This is a genomic window from Deltaproteobacteria bacterium (genome assembly GCA_009692615.1).
In the GTDB taxonomy this organism is placed as follows: domain Bacteria; phylum Desulfobacterota; class Binatia; order UBA9968; family UBA9968; genus DP-20.
The window spans coordinates 1-16,047 of record SHYW01000121.1 but is presented as its reverse complement, the minus strand read 5'-3'; the positions used below and the strand labels follow the sequence as shown (position 1 = coordinate 16,047).

The 16,047-nt window shown below is 58.1% G+C and carries 12 protein-coding genes and 1 pseudogene; 2 read left to right on the top strand and 11 right to left on the bottom strand.

Features of this window, described 5'->3' with window-relative positions; translation table 11 throughout:
- Positions 1-449 precede the first annotated feature (449 nt).
- Positions 450-1,406, top strand: coding sequence for an extracellular solute-binding protein (locus EXR70_21620; protein MSP41096.1), 957 nt, complete (start codon positions 450-452; stop codon positions 1,404-1,406).
- Positions 1,407-1,556: 150 nt separating this feature from the next.
- Here the strand turns inward: EXR70_21620 and EXR70_21615 are convergent.
- The 11 genes and pseudogenes from EXR70_21615 to EXR70_21565 all read right to left on the bottom strand — a co-directional run bounded on the left by EXR70_21615 (position 1,557) and on the right by EXR70_21565 (position 14,002).
- Positions 1,557-2,768, bottom strand: a pseudogene (locus EXR70_21615) (adenylate/guanylate cyclase domain-containing protein).
- A 112-nt stretch (positions 2,769-2,880) separates the two neighbouring features.
- A complete protein-coding gene (locus EXR70_21610) occupies positions 2,881-4,419 on the bottom strand; it encodes a twin-arginine translocation signal domain-containing protein (GenBank protein ID MSP41095.1) in 1,539 nt (512 codons plus the stop codon).
- 132 nt (positions 4,420-4,551) lie between these two features.
- Complete coding sequence (locus tag EXR70_21605; GenBank protein ID MSP41094.1) at positions 4,552-5,970, bottom strand: amidase; 1,419 nt, start codon at positions 5,968-5,970, stop codon at positions 4,552-4,554.
- A gap of 2 nt (positions 5,971-5,972) precedes the next feature.
- Positions 5,973-6,161: a hypothetical protein gene (locus EXR70_21600; GenBank protein MSP41093.1), complete on the bottom strand. Its 189-nt coding sequence runs from the start codon at positions 6,159-6,161 to the stop codon at positions 5,973-5,975.
- 11 nt (positions 6,162-6,172) lie between these two features.
- Positions 6,173-7,198 (bottom strand): ABC transporter substrate-binding protein, encoded by a 1,026-nt coding sequence (locus EXR70_21595; protein ID MSP41092.1) that lies wholly within the window; start codon positions 7,196-7,198, stop codon positions 6,173-6,175.
- 41 nt (positions 7,199-7,239) lie between these two features.
- Positions 7,240-8,001 carry an ABC transporter ATP-binding protein gene (locus EXR70_21590; protein MSP41091.1) on the bottom strand — a complete coding sequence of 254 codons (762 nt, stop codon included), beginning with the start codon at positions 7,999-8,001 and terminating at the stop codon, positions 7,240-7,242.
- Complete coding sequence (locus EXR70_21585; GenBank protein MSP41090.1) at positions 7,998-8,792, bottom strand: ABC transporter permease; 795 nt, start codon at positions 8,790-8,792, stop codon at positions 7,998-8,000. The genes EXR70_21590 and EXR70_21585 overlap by 4 nt, the downstream gene beginning before the upstream one ends.
- Before the next feature lie 107 nt (positions 8,793-8,899).
- Positions 8,900-10,021, bottom strand: coding sequence for an amidohydrolase (locus EXR70_21580; GenBank protein MSP41089.1), 1,122 nt, complete (start codon positions 10,019-10,021; stop codon positions 8,900-8,902).
- Between the two features lie 85 nt (positions 10,022-10,106).
- Positions 10,107-11,303: an amidohydrolase gene (locus EXR70_21575; GenBank protein MSP41088.1), complete on the bottom strand. Its 1,197-nt coding sequence runs from the start codon at positions 11,301-11,303 to the stop codon at positions 10,107-10,109.
- 279 nt (positions 11,304-11,582) lie between these two features.
- Positions 11,583-12,620 (bottom strand): LOG family protein, encoded by a 1,038-nt coding sequence (locus tag EXR70_21570; GenBank protein MSP41087.1) that lies wholly within the window; start codon positions 12,618-12,620, stop codon positions 11,583-11,585.
- A gap of 245 nt (positions 12,621-12,865) precedes the next feature.
- The gene (locus tag EXR70_21565; GenBank protein MSP41086.1) at positions 12,866-14,002 is read right to left on the bottom strand and encodes an amidohydrolase; all 1,137 of its coding nucleotides are present in this window, start codon (positions 14,000-14,002) and stop codon (positions 12,866-12,868) included.
- Positions 14,003-14,210: 208 nt separating this feature from the next.
- On the opposite strand from EXR70_21565, the gene EXR70_21560 reads away from it, so the two are divergent.
- Positions 14,211-15,878, top strand: a complete 1,668-nt coding sequence (locus tag EXR70_21560) for a peptidase M14 (GenBank protein ID MSP41085.1) — start codon at positions 14,211-14,213, stop codon at positions 15,876-15,878.
- Positions 15,879-16,047: the final 169 nt, after the last annotated feature.

Here is a 16,047-nt window from a genome sequence, read left to right as displayed (position 1 = left end):
ACTCGATCTGGCACTCGACCAAGGCGGCGACCCAACAGGTGATGCCTGACGGCTGGGCGGTGAGCACGGGAAATTTTCCGTTGACCGCGCTGGCGCCGTCGCCGCGCTATGAAAAAATCGTCGAAGCGCATGGCGGCTACGGCGAGATGATCGACGATCCGCAGGAAGTTTTGCCGGCGCTCAAGCGCGCGCTTAAAATCGTCAAAGAGGAAAAGCGCCAAGCGGTGCTCAATGTGATCTGCGGTAGCCATTAGAAGAATGGTGAGGGGTTCGGACAACTTTGGTCGCTTCGTGAAAATCGAGTTTCGTTACTTTTTCGTTGTTGCTGTTTTGCTTGCAGCAACTGCCAACTTGGTTTTCGCTCAGACCAATTGGCAGGCGGAGTGGGACAAGACCGTGCGGGCTGCCGAGTCGGAAGGGCAGGTAAGCTTGTACGGTTGCTGCTATGAATACGACCGGGTGCTCAAGGCTTCAAGAAAAAATATCCCAAGATCAAAGTCTCAACGTTGCTGATCAACGGCGGCCAGTTGGCGGCTCGGGTGCTCGCCGAGCGGCGCGGCGAGAAGTATCTGGTCGACGTCATCAGCGCCGGCGCCAATTCGCTGCATGATGCGTTTTACAAAGCTCATGTGCTCGATCCGATCAAGCCGGCGCTGCTGCTACCGGAAGTGGTCGATCAGTCGAAATGGTACGATGGCGAACATCGTTACATCGATGCCGAGCGGCGTTATATCTTCGCCTTCAACGCCAACTCGCAGGCGGGGCAAATTATTTACAACGTCAAGCAGATCAATCCCGGCGAATTCAAATCCCACTGGGATCTGCTGCAGCCGAAGTGGAAGGGCAAGATTTCTTCGCTCGATCCGAGGACCTTCGGCATGGGCGCGGCGCTGCAATATTTTTACTATCATGCCGATCTCGGCGCGCCGTTCATCAAGAAACTCTACGGCGAAATGCAGGTGACGATCAGCCGTGACGCGCGCCAGATGACCGACTGGCTGGCGACCGGAAAATTGCCGATCTGTATTCGCTGCAACGCCGCCGCCGAAGTGGGCAAGGCTGTGCAGCAACAGCTGCCGATCGCTTATTTCGACACCGACGAGTGGAAGGAGGGCGGCAGCACTAGCGCGGCGGGGGGCACTCTGGGGTTAGCGGCGCGCGCGCCACATGCCAACGCGGCTAAGGTGCTGATCAATTGGCTGCTGTCGCGCGAAGGACAAATCGCCATTCAGAAATGGGGCCGTCCCGACGCGCACAACTCGCGGCGCATCGATATTCCCAAAGATGACGTCGATCCTACCAATCGCTTGGACCCAGGGAAAAAATATTTCGACCTGGCCAAACCCGAGTACCAAGATCTCACGCCGATCTTCAAGCTGATCAAGGAAGTCTTGCCGCAGAAGTAAGTTGTTCGCCAGTTAGCTGCATCGGAGAAAATCTCCCCTAGCCGCTCTTTTTCAAAGAGGGGATCTGATTTCGAAACTTACTTCCCCCTTTGAAAAAGGGGGAGCGAGGCATTTTGCTTCAATGCACGACGCTACCCAGGTGCGCCGCATTCACTCAGGCACATCCGGTTCTTGATCTAATGTGAAAAGTTCTTGCGGCTTGGCGACGCCGCGTAGCGCGTATCGTCCCACCGACACCAATAGACCGTTGGGTTCGCCGATCGCGGCGGCGAAGGGCGAGGAGACCAGCATCGGTTGGTCGACGGAGCGGCACATGTTGGCGATCTGGCTGACTTCATTGACCGCCGGGCCGACGACGGTGAAATCGAGACGTTCGCGGCTGCCGATGTTGCCGTAAAAGACATCGCCGACGTGCAATCCCAAATACATGTCGGTGATCGGCAAACTTTGCGCGGCGCGCCGGTGATTGGCGACGGCGACGGCCTGGCGCGCGGCGGCGGCTGCCGCCAAGGCGGCACGGCAGGCGTTGGCGCGATCGCCGGCGGGAAAAATCGCCAAGGTGCCGTCGCCGATGAGTTTGAGCACGTCGCCGCCGTGAGCATGAATCGCCGACAGGATCGCTTCGGCATATTCGTTGAGCAGGGGAATGATCAGTTCCGGTTCGGCGCTGTCGCTGATGCGCGTGTAGTTGCGCAGATCGCTGAACCATAAGACCGCTTCGATGCGCTCGGTGACACCGCGCTGGATGCGCCCTTCGAGGACTTTGCGGCCGGCATCGCGGCCCAGATAGGTTTGCGCCAAAGTGTTGGCGATGCGCGTGAGCGACGCCGATTTCATGGTCAGGGCGAGTATCGGCGCGAGCCGCATGAGATCCGCGATGTCGCTGTCGGCGAATCCGCCGGGCGCGTCGGTGGCTCAGGAGGAATAAACGCAATCGAGATCGCCGATCGCCACTTCGGCGCTAAAGCGATTGGCGATGGCGAGGTAATCGGTCATGCCGTCGCCGATTAGATCCGTGAACAGCGGAAATTCCGACGCCGTGCCGCCACTCAAGCGGCGCCGGAGTTGCGGCGCGCCGGAAACTTCAAGGTTATAAAATGGACTGCGCTCCCAAAGATTGAGGCGCTCGTCGCTGCGGCCGAATTCGGTGAGCGCGGTTTGTTGAGTTGAGCGTTTCCAGGTGAAGGCGCGGCCTTGGTACACCGGATGAAGCGTGTCGATGACGATGTTGGCGCGCGCTAGCTGGGCACCGAGCGCATTCAGCCGCTCGCAGAGCCCAGTCAACGTCGCGGTTTCGTCCTGTCCCGCCAACCCGGCTTGAGTGATCCAGCTTGCCAGCTCGGCAAATTGCTCATTGTCCATAGACCGCACCCAATATATCACTAACGCGCGGTCGCCTCAGTATCGCAAGGCCGATTCACCGAGAGTCGCCACGCATGATTGGCGCACCGCGCGGCAAACGATTCGCTGCTCGTCAGACGATCTTCATGTCCCACCCGAGGACTTTCTCATCGGGACGCATTTTCCAGGTGAGATTTTTCGCCGCGCCGAAGATCGCCGCGAGATTGTAGAGCGGCACGAAGGGGGCGTCGTCCATGAGAATTTTTCCCGCCTGCTGGAGCAACGCGACGCGTTTTTTGTTGTCGGCGGTTTGTTGTTCGTCGTCGATCAGGTTGTCGAAGGCCGGATTACTGTAGTTGCAGCGCTTGGTCGTGCCGGTGCGAAAATATTGATCGTAAAATGTATCGGCGTCGGTGAGCGAGCCGCGATTGTTATAATAGAAAGGCAGCTTGCCGCCGTTGACGCCTTCGGGTCCCCAGAACAGCGCCCACTCTTGCGAGATCAGTTCGACGCGGAAACCGCCTTTGACCAGCTGCGCGGCGATCACCTGACAAACTTCGCGATCCTTGGGATAGCGGCCGGCGGAATAATAGAGCTGCACGTCGCAGCCGTTGGTGTAACCCGCTTGGTTTAAGAGCTGCTTGGCTTTTTGTGGATCGTAGGGATAGCGTTTCAGTTTCGTATCGCTGCCCAGCACCTGGGCGCCCACCGGACCGGGAGTCGGATAGCCCAGGCCGTCGAAAATATTTTTCACGATGGCGTTGGCGTCGACGCTGTAGTTGACCGCCTGGCGCACGAGCTTGTTGTCGAAGGGCTTGTAGGCGACGTTCATCATCAGAAAATACATTTCCAGCCCTTCGATCTTGTCGACGCGCAGGCGCGGATGGCGCTCCAAGCGCGCCACTTCGTGCACCGGCACGTCGTTGATGAAGTCCGCCTGACCCGACTCCAAGGCGGCGAGGCGCGCGCTGTCTTCGGTGACTTTACGGAAGACGATCTCTTTGATGGCCGCCTTGCCGCCCCAATAGTCGTCGTTGCGGCTGAACACCAGATTACCGCCGCGTTGAAAGCTGACGAATTTATACGGCCCGGTGCCGATCGGGTGGTCGATCCATTGATCGCCGAATTTGTCGCCGGCGATTTTGCTGGTGATGAAGCGGTTGCGTAAACGATCGAGAAAAATCGCTAGCGGCTGTTTGGTGACGAAGATGACGGTTTGATCGTCGGGCGTTTGGATTTCCGTCACGTCTTTAAAATTAGAACCTTGCAGGCTGCCGGCTTTTTCGTCGCGCATTTTTTCCACCGAGTGGGCGACATCTTTGGATGTCAGCGGCGCGCCGTTGTGAAACTTGACTCCCTTTCGCAGTTTGAAGACCCAGCGGTTGCCCTGAAACTGCCAGGACTCGGCGAGGACGCCGACCCAATCCTTTTTCTTGTAGTCGAGTTCCACCAGCGGTTCCAAGACATGCTGCCAGTTGCCGTAGATCGAGCCTGAGCTTTGTTTGTAAGGATGAGTCGAGTCGGCGACGGTGTTGTGGTAGATGGTGACGCGCTCGCGCGAAGCGGCCATGGCGTCGCGGGAAAGGCGCGGTGTAAATAACGCGCCGGCGCCGAGGGCGGCGCTCTGTTTCAAGAAATCTCGACGGCTGAGGGCGGTTTGTTTCTTTGCCATGCGATCCTCCTTAGTTGTTATAGGGAGAAGGTCTCTTTCACCACGAAGGCACGAAGGACACGAAGGGTTGGAATAATTAATATTCCGAACTTCGTGCTCTTCGTGTCCTTCGTGGTGAGAACCATCTTTCTTCTATGCACTCGCGAGCGCGGGGCGGCGCGTGTGCCAGTCGGTTGCGCTCTGATAGGCCGCGGCGGCGTTCAAGACGGTTTGATCGGCGAAGGATGCGCCGATGAGCTGCATGCCGATCGGCAAGCCATCGGGGTTGAGCCCTATGGGCAGCGAGCAGCCGGGCAGACCGAGCATGCTTGGGAAGCGCAATAGGTTGGACTGGTTGTAACTGGCGTGGCGCGAGTCGTCGCCGTTGCCCTGGACTCCTTGCGCCAGCGGCGGTGCCACGCGCGCGGTAGTCGGCGCGGCGATGATGTCGATTTTCTCGTAAGCTACGCTGACCGCCGCGCGGATGCGGTGGCGGGCGCGTTGGGCGGTTAGATATTCCGCAGCGGTGATGGCCATGCCGACGGCGATACCGCGGGCGACATGGGGCACGTAGTCTTGGGCGCGTTCGCGAAACCAGCGGCGATTGATGCCGGCGCTTTCGGCCGAGCTGGTGAGCATGGAAGTCATCGCCGCGTAGCTGATCTCTGGCACGTCGATGTCGACGATCTTACAGCCGGCGTCGGTGAAGACTTTGAGTGCGGCGAGAAACGCCTCGCGCACCGGCGCGTCGACGCCGTCGAGAAATTTTCGCAGCACGCCGACACGCAAGCCTTTTATGTTTTCACTGAGTCGCTGCGCGTAAGCGCGAGGATTTTGTTGCACGCTGGCCGGATCGCGGGCGTCGTAGCCGGCGACGGGGTCGAGGGCCAGCGCGATGTCTTTGACGGTGCGGGCGAATAGTCCGACGTGATCTTGGCTCCAGGCGCCGCGGAAGGAGCCGTGGCGGCTGATGATGCCGAAGGTCGGTTTGAAACCGACGATGCCGCAATAGGACGCGGGCCGGCGCACCGATGAACCGGTTTCGGTGCCGTAGGACAACGGTCCAATGCGCGCGGCGACGGCGGCGGCGGAACCGCCGCTGGAGCCGCCGGCGATGCGGTCGATGTTCCACGGATTATGCACCGGACCGTAATGAGACAAGGTCGAAGTGCCGCCGTGGCCGAATTCATCTAAATTGGTCTTGCCGAAGATCACCGCGCCGGCGGCGCGCAGCTTTTCGACCAACGTCGAATCGCGGTCGGGAATCCAGTCTTGCAAGATTTTCGACCCGCCGGTAGTGAGTACGCCGTTCATCTCGAACATGTCTTTGATGCTCAACGGCACGCCGTGCAGCGGACCGCGGTAGTTGCCGGCAGCGATCTCCTGATCGGCGTTCGTAGCGTCGGCGAGGGCTGAGTCGGCGCAGACGGTGATAAAAGCGTTGAGCTTATCGTCGAGGGCTTTGAGCCGTGTCAGCGTCGCTTGTAGCGCTTCCACTGCCGACACTTTGCGCGCGGCGATCAGCCAGGAAAGATCGGTGAGGCTCAGTTCAAGAATTTCCGCGTCAGCCATAATCAAGCCTTCCTATTCGCCGGCTGCGCTTGGTGGGAAATCCACGCGCTATCTTCGCCAAATTCTTCCAGCTCGGCGACGACCCGGAGATTATCTTCGATCTCATTCGCAATAGCTTCGCGATCGGCGGGGGAAAACTCCACGCCTTCTAGGAGCGTTAAACGATGAGTGAGTTTGTCGTTATTTTCCATGGGCAAGTTCCTTACTTGATCTTTTTGGACAACTGATAGGCGCCAGCATCGAAGGCGCTTTCCGGCGGATCTTTCTTGATGCCGCCTTCGGCCTTGACGATCTCATGCATACGCTTGAGCGACGTGATGTCTTGGGGCTCGAAGGTCGCCATGTAGGCGCCGTCCCATTGGTCGGCATAGGCGCGCGCGTCGGTGCTGTTCATGTTGGCGACTTTTTGCAGCAGCTCGGCGACCCTGGGTTTATTCTTCGAACCATAGTCGACGGCTTTGCGCGCCGCGGCGATGAACTTCGCTACGGCTTGGGCGTTTTTCGCCAGGTAGTCACTGTAGACGATGGTCACTGCCAGGATGGGCGCGGCGTTTCCCTTGGTGAGTTTTTTCCATTCGTCGACGACCGGCGCCAAGTAGCGTAGTTTGACTTCGTCCATTTGCGCGATGGTCACCGAGCGGATCACCGCTGCGTCAATTTCCCGCTGCGTGAGGAACTGCGCCAGCCGCGCTTCGTTGCCCGGCACGACGGTGAATTCATGGGGCTTGATGTTGAAGTTCTGATCGAATATCGCCGTGGCCAGCGCGTGGGTGGCGCTGCCGGCGGGCGACATGCCGATCTTTTTGCCCTTCAATTCGGCGACGCTTTTGATCGGCGAGTTGTCGAGAACGACGATCTGGGCTTCAGCGATCTGCGTCGCCAGGACGATTTTTACCGGTACGCCATCGGCGGCGACCGCCATGGAGTTGGTCGACGGCGCGGCGAAAGCCAAGTCGATGGAGTTGGTGACGATGGCGCGGGTCGGACCGTTGACTTCGGCGAACTTGACCCACTCGACGTCGAGGCCTTCCTTCTCGGCGAATTTGAGCTGCTCCATCACCGCGCCAAAGCCCAGGCTAAATCCGCTGGTCCAATAACCGACCTTGATTTTCTGCGCGTGGAGCGTCGCTGGGAGCGCACTGAAAAATAACAATACCAATGCGGCGAGCGCGTATGTGGTTAGTCTTCTAGCTTTCACGATATCCTCCGAACCGTTGTTTGGGCGCATGGTATCAAAGCCCGTGGCGAGCGCAATCTAAAACTTGGGGATTAAATCAACTCGCGCAGTTGTTGAATGTAGCGCGTCGCCTCGGCGTGGGTTGGGTCGCGTGGTCGCGTTAAGTCGATGTCGACGATGGCGCGGATGGTCGCCGGCCGCGGCGACACCACGGCGACCTGGTCGGCGAGCACGACGGCTTCTTCGACGTCATGGGTGACGAACAGAATCGTCAGCGGCGTGACCTGGTGAATGCGCAATAGCTCGGCATGTATCTGCCCACGGGTCTGGGCGTCGAGACGTGAAAACGGCTCGTCCATCAGTAAAATTGTCGGCCTGGTCACCAGGCTGCGCGCCAGCGCCACGCGGCTGCGCATGCCGCCGGAAAGTTGGTAGGGGAAGGCTTTTTCAAAATCGCCGAGATTGACCAGCTGTAAAACCTCGCGGGCACGCTGGCGGCGCTCGGCTTTGGCCATGGAACCGGCTTCCAGGGCAAACTCGATGTTGGCGAGCGTGCTGCGCCACGGCAGCAAGCGATCTTCTTGAAACATGTAACTGATGCGCCGCCAGTCGTTAAATTCGCTGCCGGCGGCGCCCTGAAGGCGAATCTCGCCGCGGTCGGTTTGGATCAAACCGGAGATTAAGTTCAATAGTGTGCTCTTGCCCGAGCCCGAGGCGCCGAGCAAAGCGACGATGGTGCCCGTCGCAACGCTGAGGTCGATGTTGCCGAGGACGACGAGAGATTTGCCGGCGGTGATGAAACTTTTATGGATGCCAGCGAGGCGAATCGCCGGCGTTGAAGTGTCGGTCTTCATTGCCGCGGCGCCTCTTTTTGCCAGCGGAAGAGATAATTTTCCAGCGGTTTCAGCATACCCATTTCGAGCGTCGCCATGAGTACGACGAGCGTTAACGTCCAGGCGAAAACCTGATCGGTCTGAATCAGATCGGCCGCCTGGCGCAAACGGTAGCCGACGCCGCTCGATGAACCGATGGTCTCGGCGACCAGCGAGACGCGCCAGCCAAAGCCGAAGGCGAGCCGCGCGCCGGAAAAGAAATGCGGCAAGATGGTCGGAAAATAGATTTTTACCATCACCTTCCAGTCGGGCATGCGCAGCACCTTGGCGAGTTCGATGAAGTCGGCGTTGACGGTGCGCGTGCCCTGCCAGACGTTGGTGACGATCAACGGCATGGCGGTCATGAACACGACGAAAATAGTCGTGGCGTTGGAGATGCCGAACCAGATGATCGCGAAGATCGCCCAGATCGCCGAGGAGACACTGTTTAATACCGGGATCACCGGTTCGAAAAAATCGCCGACACGGCGATTGGCGCCGAGCAGGATGCCGAAGGGCAGGCCGACCAGCGCCGCGACGACAAAGCCCGCAGCGACGCGCCAGAGGGTAATGGCGACGTTATTCCACAAATCGCCATTGGCCGTAATGCGGCTGAACGCGTCCCAGACCCGTGCCGGGCCGGGCAGAATATAATGGGGCACCGAAAGGGCGGCGAACCACCAAACCGCGAGGATCACAACGACGAGCGCCACGCGCTGGCCAACCAGATCGATGCGAAAGTTTGACGAGATGGTTAAGCCGTCGCGGAGCATTGCCGGAAAAGCGAAGGGATGTTTTCACCACGAAGGACACGAGGTTCGGAATCATTTCTCCGCAAGCTTCGTGCTCTTCATTCACTTCGTGGTGAATCACGATCTTTCTACATAGCGTAATACTTCGCGCAGTTGTCCCAAAGGATCTTTCGCTTGTCTTCGTCGGAGAAGGGCAGACGGAGAAAATGGTTGGTCGCTTCGGGATAGCGCGAGTCGACGTGGGGATAATCGGTGGAGAAAACTAAATTGCCGTTGCCGACTTGTTGGAGCACGTTGTTGGCGATCATTTCATCGGGCTCGATGGAGACGACGCATTGGCGTTTGAAATATTCGCTGGGTTTTTCTTTGACGTCTTTGGCCCAAACATCGCCGTCGAGTTCCCAGGCTTCGTCCAAACGCCACAGGAGCCAGGGCAGCCAGCTGCAGTTGGCTTCTAAAAACGCGACGCGTAGTTTGGGATGACGTGCGAGCACGCCGCCGCCGCAAAAGCAGCCCAGCGCGAGCATCTGTTCCATGGGCTGGGCGAACACGCGGCGCAACATGAAGTTGGGTTCCAAGCGCTCGCCGACTTGATTGCGTCCGGTGCCGGTGGACTCATGAAATCCCACCGAGATGTTCAACTCTTCGAGCGCGCTCCACAGCGGGTCGTAATAGGCGCTTTGCCATTGGTGATCGACCAATGGGTTGGCGCGCAGGAAGGCGGCGCGAAAGCCCAACTGCTCGGCGCAGCGGCGTGCTTCGTTGACGGCATCGTCCATGTTAAACGGCGAGAGCATGCCGGCGCCGATCAAACGTTTGGGATCGCGGGCGCAGAAATCGTGCATCCAGTCGTTGTAGGCGCGCGCCATGGCGGCGCCGAATTCCGGATCCATGCGCTCATCGACTAACGCGCGCAGGCCGCGGGTCGGGTAGAGCACGGCGATGTCGATGCCCTCGATGTCCATCGCTTCCAACTGCACTTCGTTGGTCCAGCCGCGGGCGGCATCGTTGCCGAGGATCTGCTGCTTCTCTTCGAAATTCTTTCCCTTGGCGGGATCGTTGGCCGGCGTGGTTTTGCGCGACCATTCGACGCCGTCGGGATGGACCAAGCGCAAATCGCGCACGTTGTGGCTGGTCACACCGCGCGGCGCGCGATGGCGGAATTTTTTGTCGATGTACTTTTCCCACAGATCGGGCGGCTCCATGACGTGCATGTCGCTGTCCAAAATCTTAAAGCCGTTTTTCGCCATGATCTACCTCTTCAATGGGAGATTTGTATTTACCACGAAAGCGCGAGCGTCAGTAAGGGCGAAAAATCTTTCGCCCCGACCTTTGTTAATTTGCCAAACCGTACAGCGCCGCCGCGTTGTCGCGCAGGACTTTCTTTTTGATGTCGGCCGCCAGGTGGGCAGAGTCTTTCTCGATCACTTCTTTGGAGAACGGCCAGGTGCTGTCGGGATGGGGATAGTCCGATCCCCACATGATGTGGCCGTCGCCGAAAAATTCAACCAGGTGGAGGCCGACCAAGTCGGTTTGATAGGTCGCCCAGACTTGGCGTTTAAAAATTTCGCTGGGCATGTTCTTGAGCGGGATTTCCGCCGCTTTTCTGCGCTCGAATTGTCTTTTGTAGCGATAGTCCATTTCCTGCACGACAAACGGTATCCAGCCGATGGCCGACTCGGCCAGGCAGAATTTCAATTTAGGATGGCGCTCCAGGGTGCCGAAGTTGAACATGTTGACGAAGGGATTGAAAAACGAAGTCGCGCCGTTGCTCAGTCCCATATCGAAGACGCCTTGGTGGTCGCCCGGTTTGACCGAGTCGATGGTGGCGCGCACCGAGTTTTTCTGCACGCTGCCGCCGACGTGATAGGAGACGACGATGCCGGCTTCCTCGGCGGCGTCCCAAAAAATATCCCAGGGCTTCAGGTTCATTTCCAGGGTCACGTCGTTGACCAAGAAGTTGGCTTCTTTGAAACCCAACTGGGCGACGCGGATGACTTCATCGCGGGCTGATGCGGCGTCGCAGCTGGAGAGCATGGCGACGGGAAAGAACCGCTTGGGCGCGCTCTTGCCAAAATCTAGCGCCCAGTCGTTGTAGGCGCGCACGGTGGCGTTGCGTAGCTCGGCGTCGCCGACTTGCATGGCGATGATCGGCGGAAACATCAGCGAGGCTTCGACGCCGTCGCGATCCATGTCGGCGAGCCGTTTCGCCGTGGTCGTCGGCCGGTGCGCTTCGCCGACGCCGCCGCGGTCGAGAGCGAGACGCGTGCGATTAGTTCTGGCGAACCAGCGTTCGCCGCGATAATCGGCCCAGGTCTCGCCGTCGCATACCCAGTACTCGCCCTTGTCGCCGCGGTCCTCAACGTGAGGTGCGCGGTCGAGCATAGACTTGGGCATGCGCTCGGTCCACAAATCGCGCGGTAAATATCCCAAGTCGATGTGATCGTCGGCGGAAATCATATTGTAAGCCATTGTTGTTCTCCTCTTGGAATGGTGTGGTTCAGTCTTGGATGAGTTCGCGCCGATTCTCATGCTAATCGCGGGTCACTGTCAAGCAGTACGGGAATTGGGCAATGGTTCAGTTTGATTTTGACGTCGCATCTCAATGTAGGGGCTGACCTGCGTGTCGGCCCTCCGGACGGGCGGACACATAGGTCCGCCCCTACAAGTATTGGCGAAACTGAACCACTACCGGGAATTGGCAGTGGTTCAATTGGCTTGAACGACGCGTCTATGTCGCGGGGCGAGGGCGAAAATTTTTTCGCCACGACAATTTCTTACGGTGAAATACGGCTTAGGTTTTTCTTACCGTCACTCCACGCCGTTGATCTCGTCTATCATTTGGCGCAGCCGGAAAAAATCTTCGCGGTTGAAACGCACCAGGAGCCGGTGCAAGTGCAGCGTGTCGGGATCGTCAGCTTCGCCGGCCAAGGGCTCGGTTTGTCTGATTTTGCCGTCTGAAAGGATATCGGCGAAGTCGCGGTTCAACCGGTCGATCAGTGCGGGCAGCGGTGGACGGTTGAGCCGGATTACGAGGTCCTGCTTGACGAAGCGATAAGAGTGAAAATTCCGGTAAAAGCTCGTGATCTCCTTGACCGTTGCACCCGGGTCAGTGTGGATTTTGAAAAATTTCATTTCTCTCTCGACGATATACCCCCGGCTCATCACGTCGTCGCGTAGAAAATCTTGCCAGCGCGACCAGTAAGTCCCTTCCGGCAGGTCCATCAAGATGATCGGCACCAGCTGGCTCTTGCCGGTCTGCGCTAACGTGATCGACTCTAAGAGTTCATCGCGGGTGCCGAAGCCGCCTGGAAAGATCACCACCGCGTCCGCTTCTTTGACGAACATGAGTTTGCGGGTGAAGAAAAAGTGAAAATCCATGAGCTTGGGATCGTTGAGAATGAACGGGTTCGCCGCTTGCACCGAAGGCAATCGGATATTGACGCCAAAACTCTTCTCGCGTCCGGCGCCCTCATGGCCCGCTTGCATGATGCCCGGGCCGGCGCCGGTGATCACCATTATCCCCGCTTCTGCCAGACCCTGGGCCACACTGCGCGCCAGAGCGTAATAGGGATCGCTTTCCGCCACGCGGGTCGAACCGAAGATGCTTACTTTACGAATGTGCCGGTACGGCGCGAAGATTCTGAATGCGTGGCGCAGCTCCTGCATAGCGCGGTTTAAGATTTTCACATCGCCCCGCGCGCCGTCGTCGTGCGACAGTTTGACCACGGTTTTCAGGATCCTGGCTAATTGATCGGCGTTGCCGGAGCGATCTTGCGCTGCGAGCCACTCATTGATCTGGGCGACCATGTCGACCAAAGTTTTCGGTTGTTGCTCCATAGGTTCCATGAGTCCCGCCAATCTAGGGCGCCGGCGCCAAATCGATTTACTTCTGGCGCTGGCTCGCTCTGCTAGACAGTATAAGCGATGGCCAACGCAGCCGGAAGCAATTTGTCGAGGAGGACGCGAATTGGGTTTCGACGCTAGGGGGGCAAGCTGTCAAGAGTTCGACAGTCAGAGTGCTAGTCGCTGCGACTCTGAGTTGCGCCGCGCAATCGGCTTATAGCGGAACTTGGCGGTGCTTTTCGTCTCGCTCAACTGAGGTCAAATCCATAGAGTTGCGCGGTGTTTCGGCAAAGAATTTTCTCTTTGTCGTCAGCGCTCACGGCTTTGAAATCGGCGGCGATTTTTTCCCGCGACTTGGGCCAGAAAGTTGCGCTGTGAGGAAAGTCGGAGGACCAGAGAATGTTTTTCACGCCGATGTCGTGGCGATGGGCGACGCCGAAGCCGTCGTCGATAAACGTCGCGTAGAGCTGGCGGCGAAAATATTCGCTCGGCTTCAGTTTTAACTTGGTGGGAAACGGCGTGCCGCGAAAGCGGATGCCGGTGGCGTCGAAACGTTCGTCAACGCGGAAAAGAAAAAACGGCAGCCAGCCGCAGTTCAATTCCGCCGAGACCACTTTCAGATTGGGAAAGCGTTCGAGCACGCCGGAGAGGATCAAGGTCGCGAAGGTTTGTTCCACTTCGTGAGAGTTGATCGCTTGGGCGACGGTGCGCTTTTGCGCGCTGTCGTCCCAATCGACCCATTTCAAGCCGGCGAACTCGTGCAGGCTGAGGGGCATTTTTAGTTCTTGTGCGGCGGTCCAAAAGGGATCGTAGCTTTCCGAATGAAACGGCAGCTCTTCCGGCGGCGAGGCCCAGATGATCGCGCCGGCTAATCCCTTTTTAGCGGCGTCGGCCAAATCTTGCGCCGCGAGCTTAGGATCGTAGAGCGAGATCAGCGCCAAGCCTTTCAGCCGTTTGGGCGCATGGGCGCAAAATTCCGCGAGCCAATCGTTGTAGACTTGAAAACAGGCGCGTTGAAAGCCGGCGTCTTTGATCCAGAACATGCGAAAGCCCAGCGTCGTGTAAAGCACATCGCCGGCGACGCCGTCTTGATCCATGTCCTTCAAGCGCTGCGCCGGATCCCAGCCGCCGCGATGGGCGCCGGCATAGGAAAAACCTTCCAGCAACTTTTGCAATTCTTCGATCGACTTGTTGGCGCCGAAGCCGAGAATCACATTGTGCGGTTTGCGGTCTTTTTCAATATGCCACCAGGCGCCGGGTTGGCCGTCGTGTGAAGTTTCCATGTGCGGCGCGATGTCGCGGTATTTCACCGGCAAGCGTTCCTGCCACAGATTCAGCGGTTCGCTGACGTGCGAGTCGGCGTCGAGTATGATGGATTCGGCCATGGGTGGTTTTCCTCTGCGGCTAGAGTGGATTGTTGGTAATGAAACTTCTCTAACTCGCCTGGGTCTTTCTTAAGGCCAGTTGAGCGTATCCGAACTAGTAGCGCGGCGTCAAATTGCCGTACGGAAAAATTTGAGTGCAAACCTGCCGATGCTGTTGTAGTATCGGCGCCGTTCTGATTACCGCGAGTTCAATCAAAAGGTATGGGGTATGCGCTTTAGAATTAACAGAGTCTTGCTGCAGTGCGTATGTATTTCTGCTTTAGCCGGCCAAACCGGACTCCAGGCGCAGTTCATTCCGGCAAGTGAGTATCACCAAAGCGAGGCGGTCAAGCGTCGCTATGGCGATCCTAAGATGAAATTCGACACACCCGGATTCGCCTCCGGCAAGAGCGATTTTACCGGGCATGAAGAAATGATGGAGTTTATTTACGCGCTACAGGCCAAGGCGAATAATATGTCGAGCCGTATCATCGGCTACTCGCAGGAAGGCCGCGCGATCGCTGCGATGATTTTCAGTAACTCCGGGACCTTCAGCACCGCTGAATTGTTACGACTCAACCGGCCGGTCGTTTTTCTTCAAGGATTGCAACATGGCAACGAACCGGCCGGCGGCGAGGCCATGCTCTTGCTCGCTAAAGAGTTGGCTTCGGGGGCGTTACGCCCGTTGCTCGATCGGATTACCGTGGTGATCGTACCGCGCTGCAACCCGGACGGGGCATCATATTTTACTCGCGACACTCCGCGCCGCGTCGATATCAACCGCGATCATATCAAGATGGATTTACCGGAAACCGAGGCATTACACCGATTGCTCAATGAATTTCAGCCTGAGGTGGTCGTCGATGCCCATGAGTTCAGCGTCGCCACGCGCTGGTTGGAAAAGTTTGGCATGTTGCAGTCATGGGATCTGATGATGCTTTACGCGACCACGGCAAATTTGCCGCCAGCGCTCACTCAACTGGCGGAGGGATTGTTTCGCCGCAACATGGTCGCCGATGTGGAACGCGCCGGCTACTCGCAGTTTTGGTATTACACGACTTCGTACAATGAAGCGGACAAGCGGGTGTCGATGGGCGGCACGGCTCCGGATATTGGCCGCAACGCCGGCGGGCTGCAAAATGCGATCTCCTTTTTGATCGAAAGCCGCGGTGTTGGCATTGGCCGGGAAGGATTCGCCCGGCGAGTGCATTCGCACTATGTTGCGATCGGCGCGCTACTACAGACCTCCGCCGACCACGCGAGTGAAGTGATGCGCGCGGTAAGCGCGAGCCGCGCCGAAGTCGCGCGCCGCGGCCGGGAGATCGGACCTGGAAACGAGATCGTGGTGACGGCGCGCGGACGAATCACCAAGCAAAAACTGACGATGATCGATCCGGTCAGCGGAGAGTTGAAAGACCTCGAGGTCGATTGGGAAGACACGCTAGCGACTCAAGCGCAGCTCACGCGCCAGCGGCCCTACGCTTATTTGCTGGCGCCGTCGTTTAACGACATCGCGCGGCGCCTGGCGTTATCCGGGATCGAGGTGAAAAAGCTGCGTGTCGCGGCCGATCTTGAAGTTGAGAGTTTTCAAGTTTTGGACCGCCGGGGTGGCGCGACTTTCGTCGAAGGGTATGTGCGGCAAAGTGTGAGTACCGAAGTTGTTAAGAAACGGGTCAAATTCCCCGCCGGCACTTTTGTCTTTACCATGGCTCAGTCCAACGCCAATTTATTGGTCGCCGCCCTCGAACCAGAGTCGACGTCGAGTTTCGTTTCTCTCGGTTTGTTGCCGGTGGACAAGAAAGGCACCCATCCGTCGATCGGTGCATCGAGCGAAGTGCCGGTCTATCGCTTGTTGCAACCACAATCGCTAGATTTTCTACCCGTGGTATTGCCTTGACCGAAGTCGAACCTTCCCATGGAATCTCTGAACAAGTCATCTAGCAAGTCGTCTAATAACGAAGAGCAGAAAGACCGACAAGGTGAGGCGGGAGGAAAGAGCGTGGGGGAGCAGACAACGTTTGCGAGTTTGGCGTGGGCGAGAAAGAAAAAGCAGAGCAAGCGGGAAA

Bases quoted from the DNA above. Each gene is read 5' to 3' on its own strand.
- EXR70_21610 (MSP41095.1), bottom strand. From the start codon at position 4,419: ATGGCAAAGAAACAAACCGCCCTCAGCCGTCGAGATTTCTTGAAACAG.
- EXR70_21605 (MSP41094.1), bottom strand. From the start codon at position 5,970: ATGGCTGACGCGGAAATTCTTGAACTGAGCCTCACCGATCTTTCCTGG.
- EXR70_21600 (MSP41093.1), bottom strand. From the start codon at position 6,161: ATGGAAAATAACGACAAACTCACTCATCGTTTAACGCTCCTAGAAGGC.
- EXR70_21595 (MSP41092.1), bottom strand. From the start codon at position 7,198: ATGCGCCCAAACAACGGTTCGGAGGATATCGTGAAAGCTAGAAGACTA.
- EXR70_21590 (MSP41091.1), bottom strand. From the start codon at position 8,001: ATGAAGACCGACACTTCAACGCCGGCGATTCGCCTCGCTGGCATCCAT.
- EXR70_21585 (MSP41090.1), bottom strand. From the start codon at position 8,792: ATGCTCCGCGACGGCTTAACCATCTCGTCAAACTTTCGCATCGATCTG.
- EXR70_21580 (MSP41089.1), bottom strand. From the start codon at position 10,021: ATGGCGAAAAACGGCTTTAAGATTTTGGACAGCGACATGCACGTCATG.
- EXR70_21575 (MSP41088.1), bottom strand. From the start codon at position 11,303: ATGAGAATCGGCGCGAACTCATCCAAGACTGAACCACACCATTCCAAG.
- EXR70_21570 (MSP41087.1), bottom strand. From the start codon at position 12,620: ATGGAACCTATGGAGCAACAACCGAAAACTTTGGTCGACATGGTCGCC.
- EXR70_21565 (MSP41086.1), bottom strand. From the start codon at position 14,002: ATGGCCGAATCCATCATACTCGACGCCGACTCGCACGTCAGCGAACCG.
- EXR70_21560 (MSP41085.1), top strand. From the start codon at position 14,211: ATGCGCTTTAGAATTAACAGAGTCTTGCTGCAGTGCGTATGTATTTCT.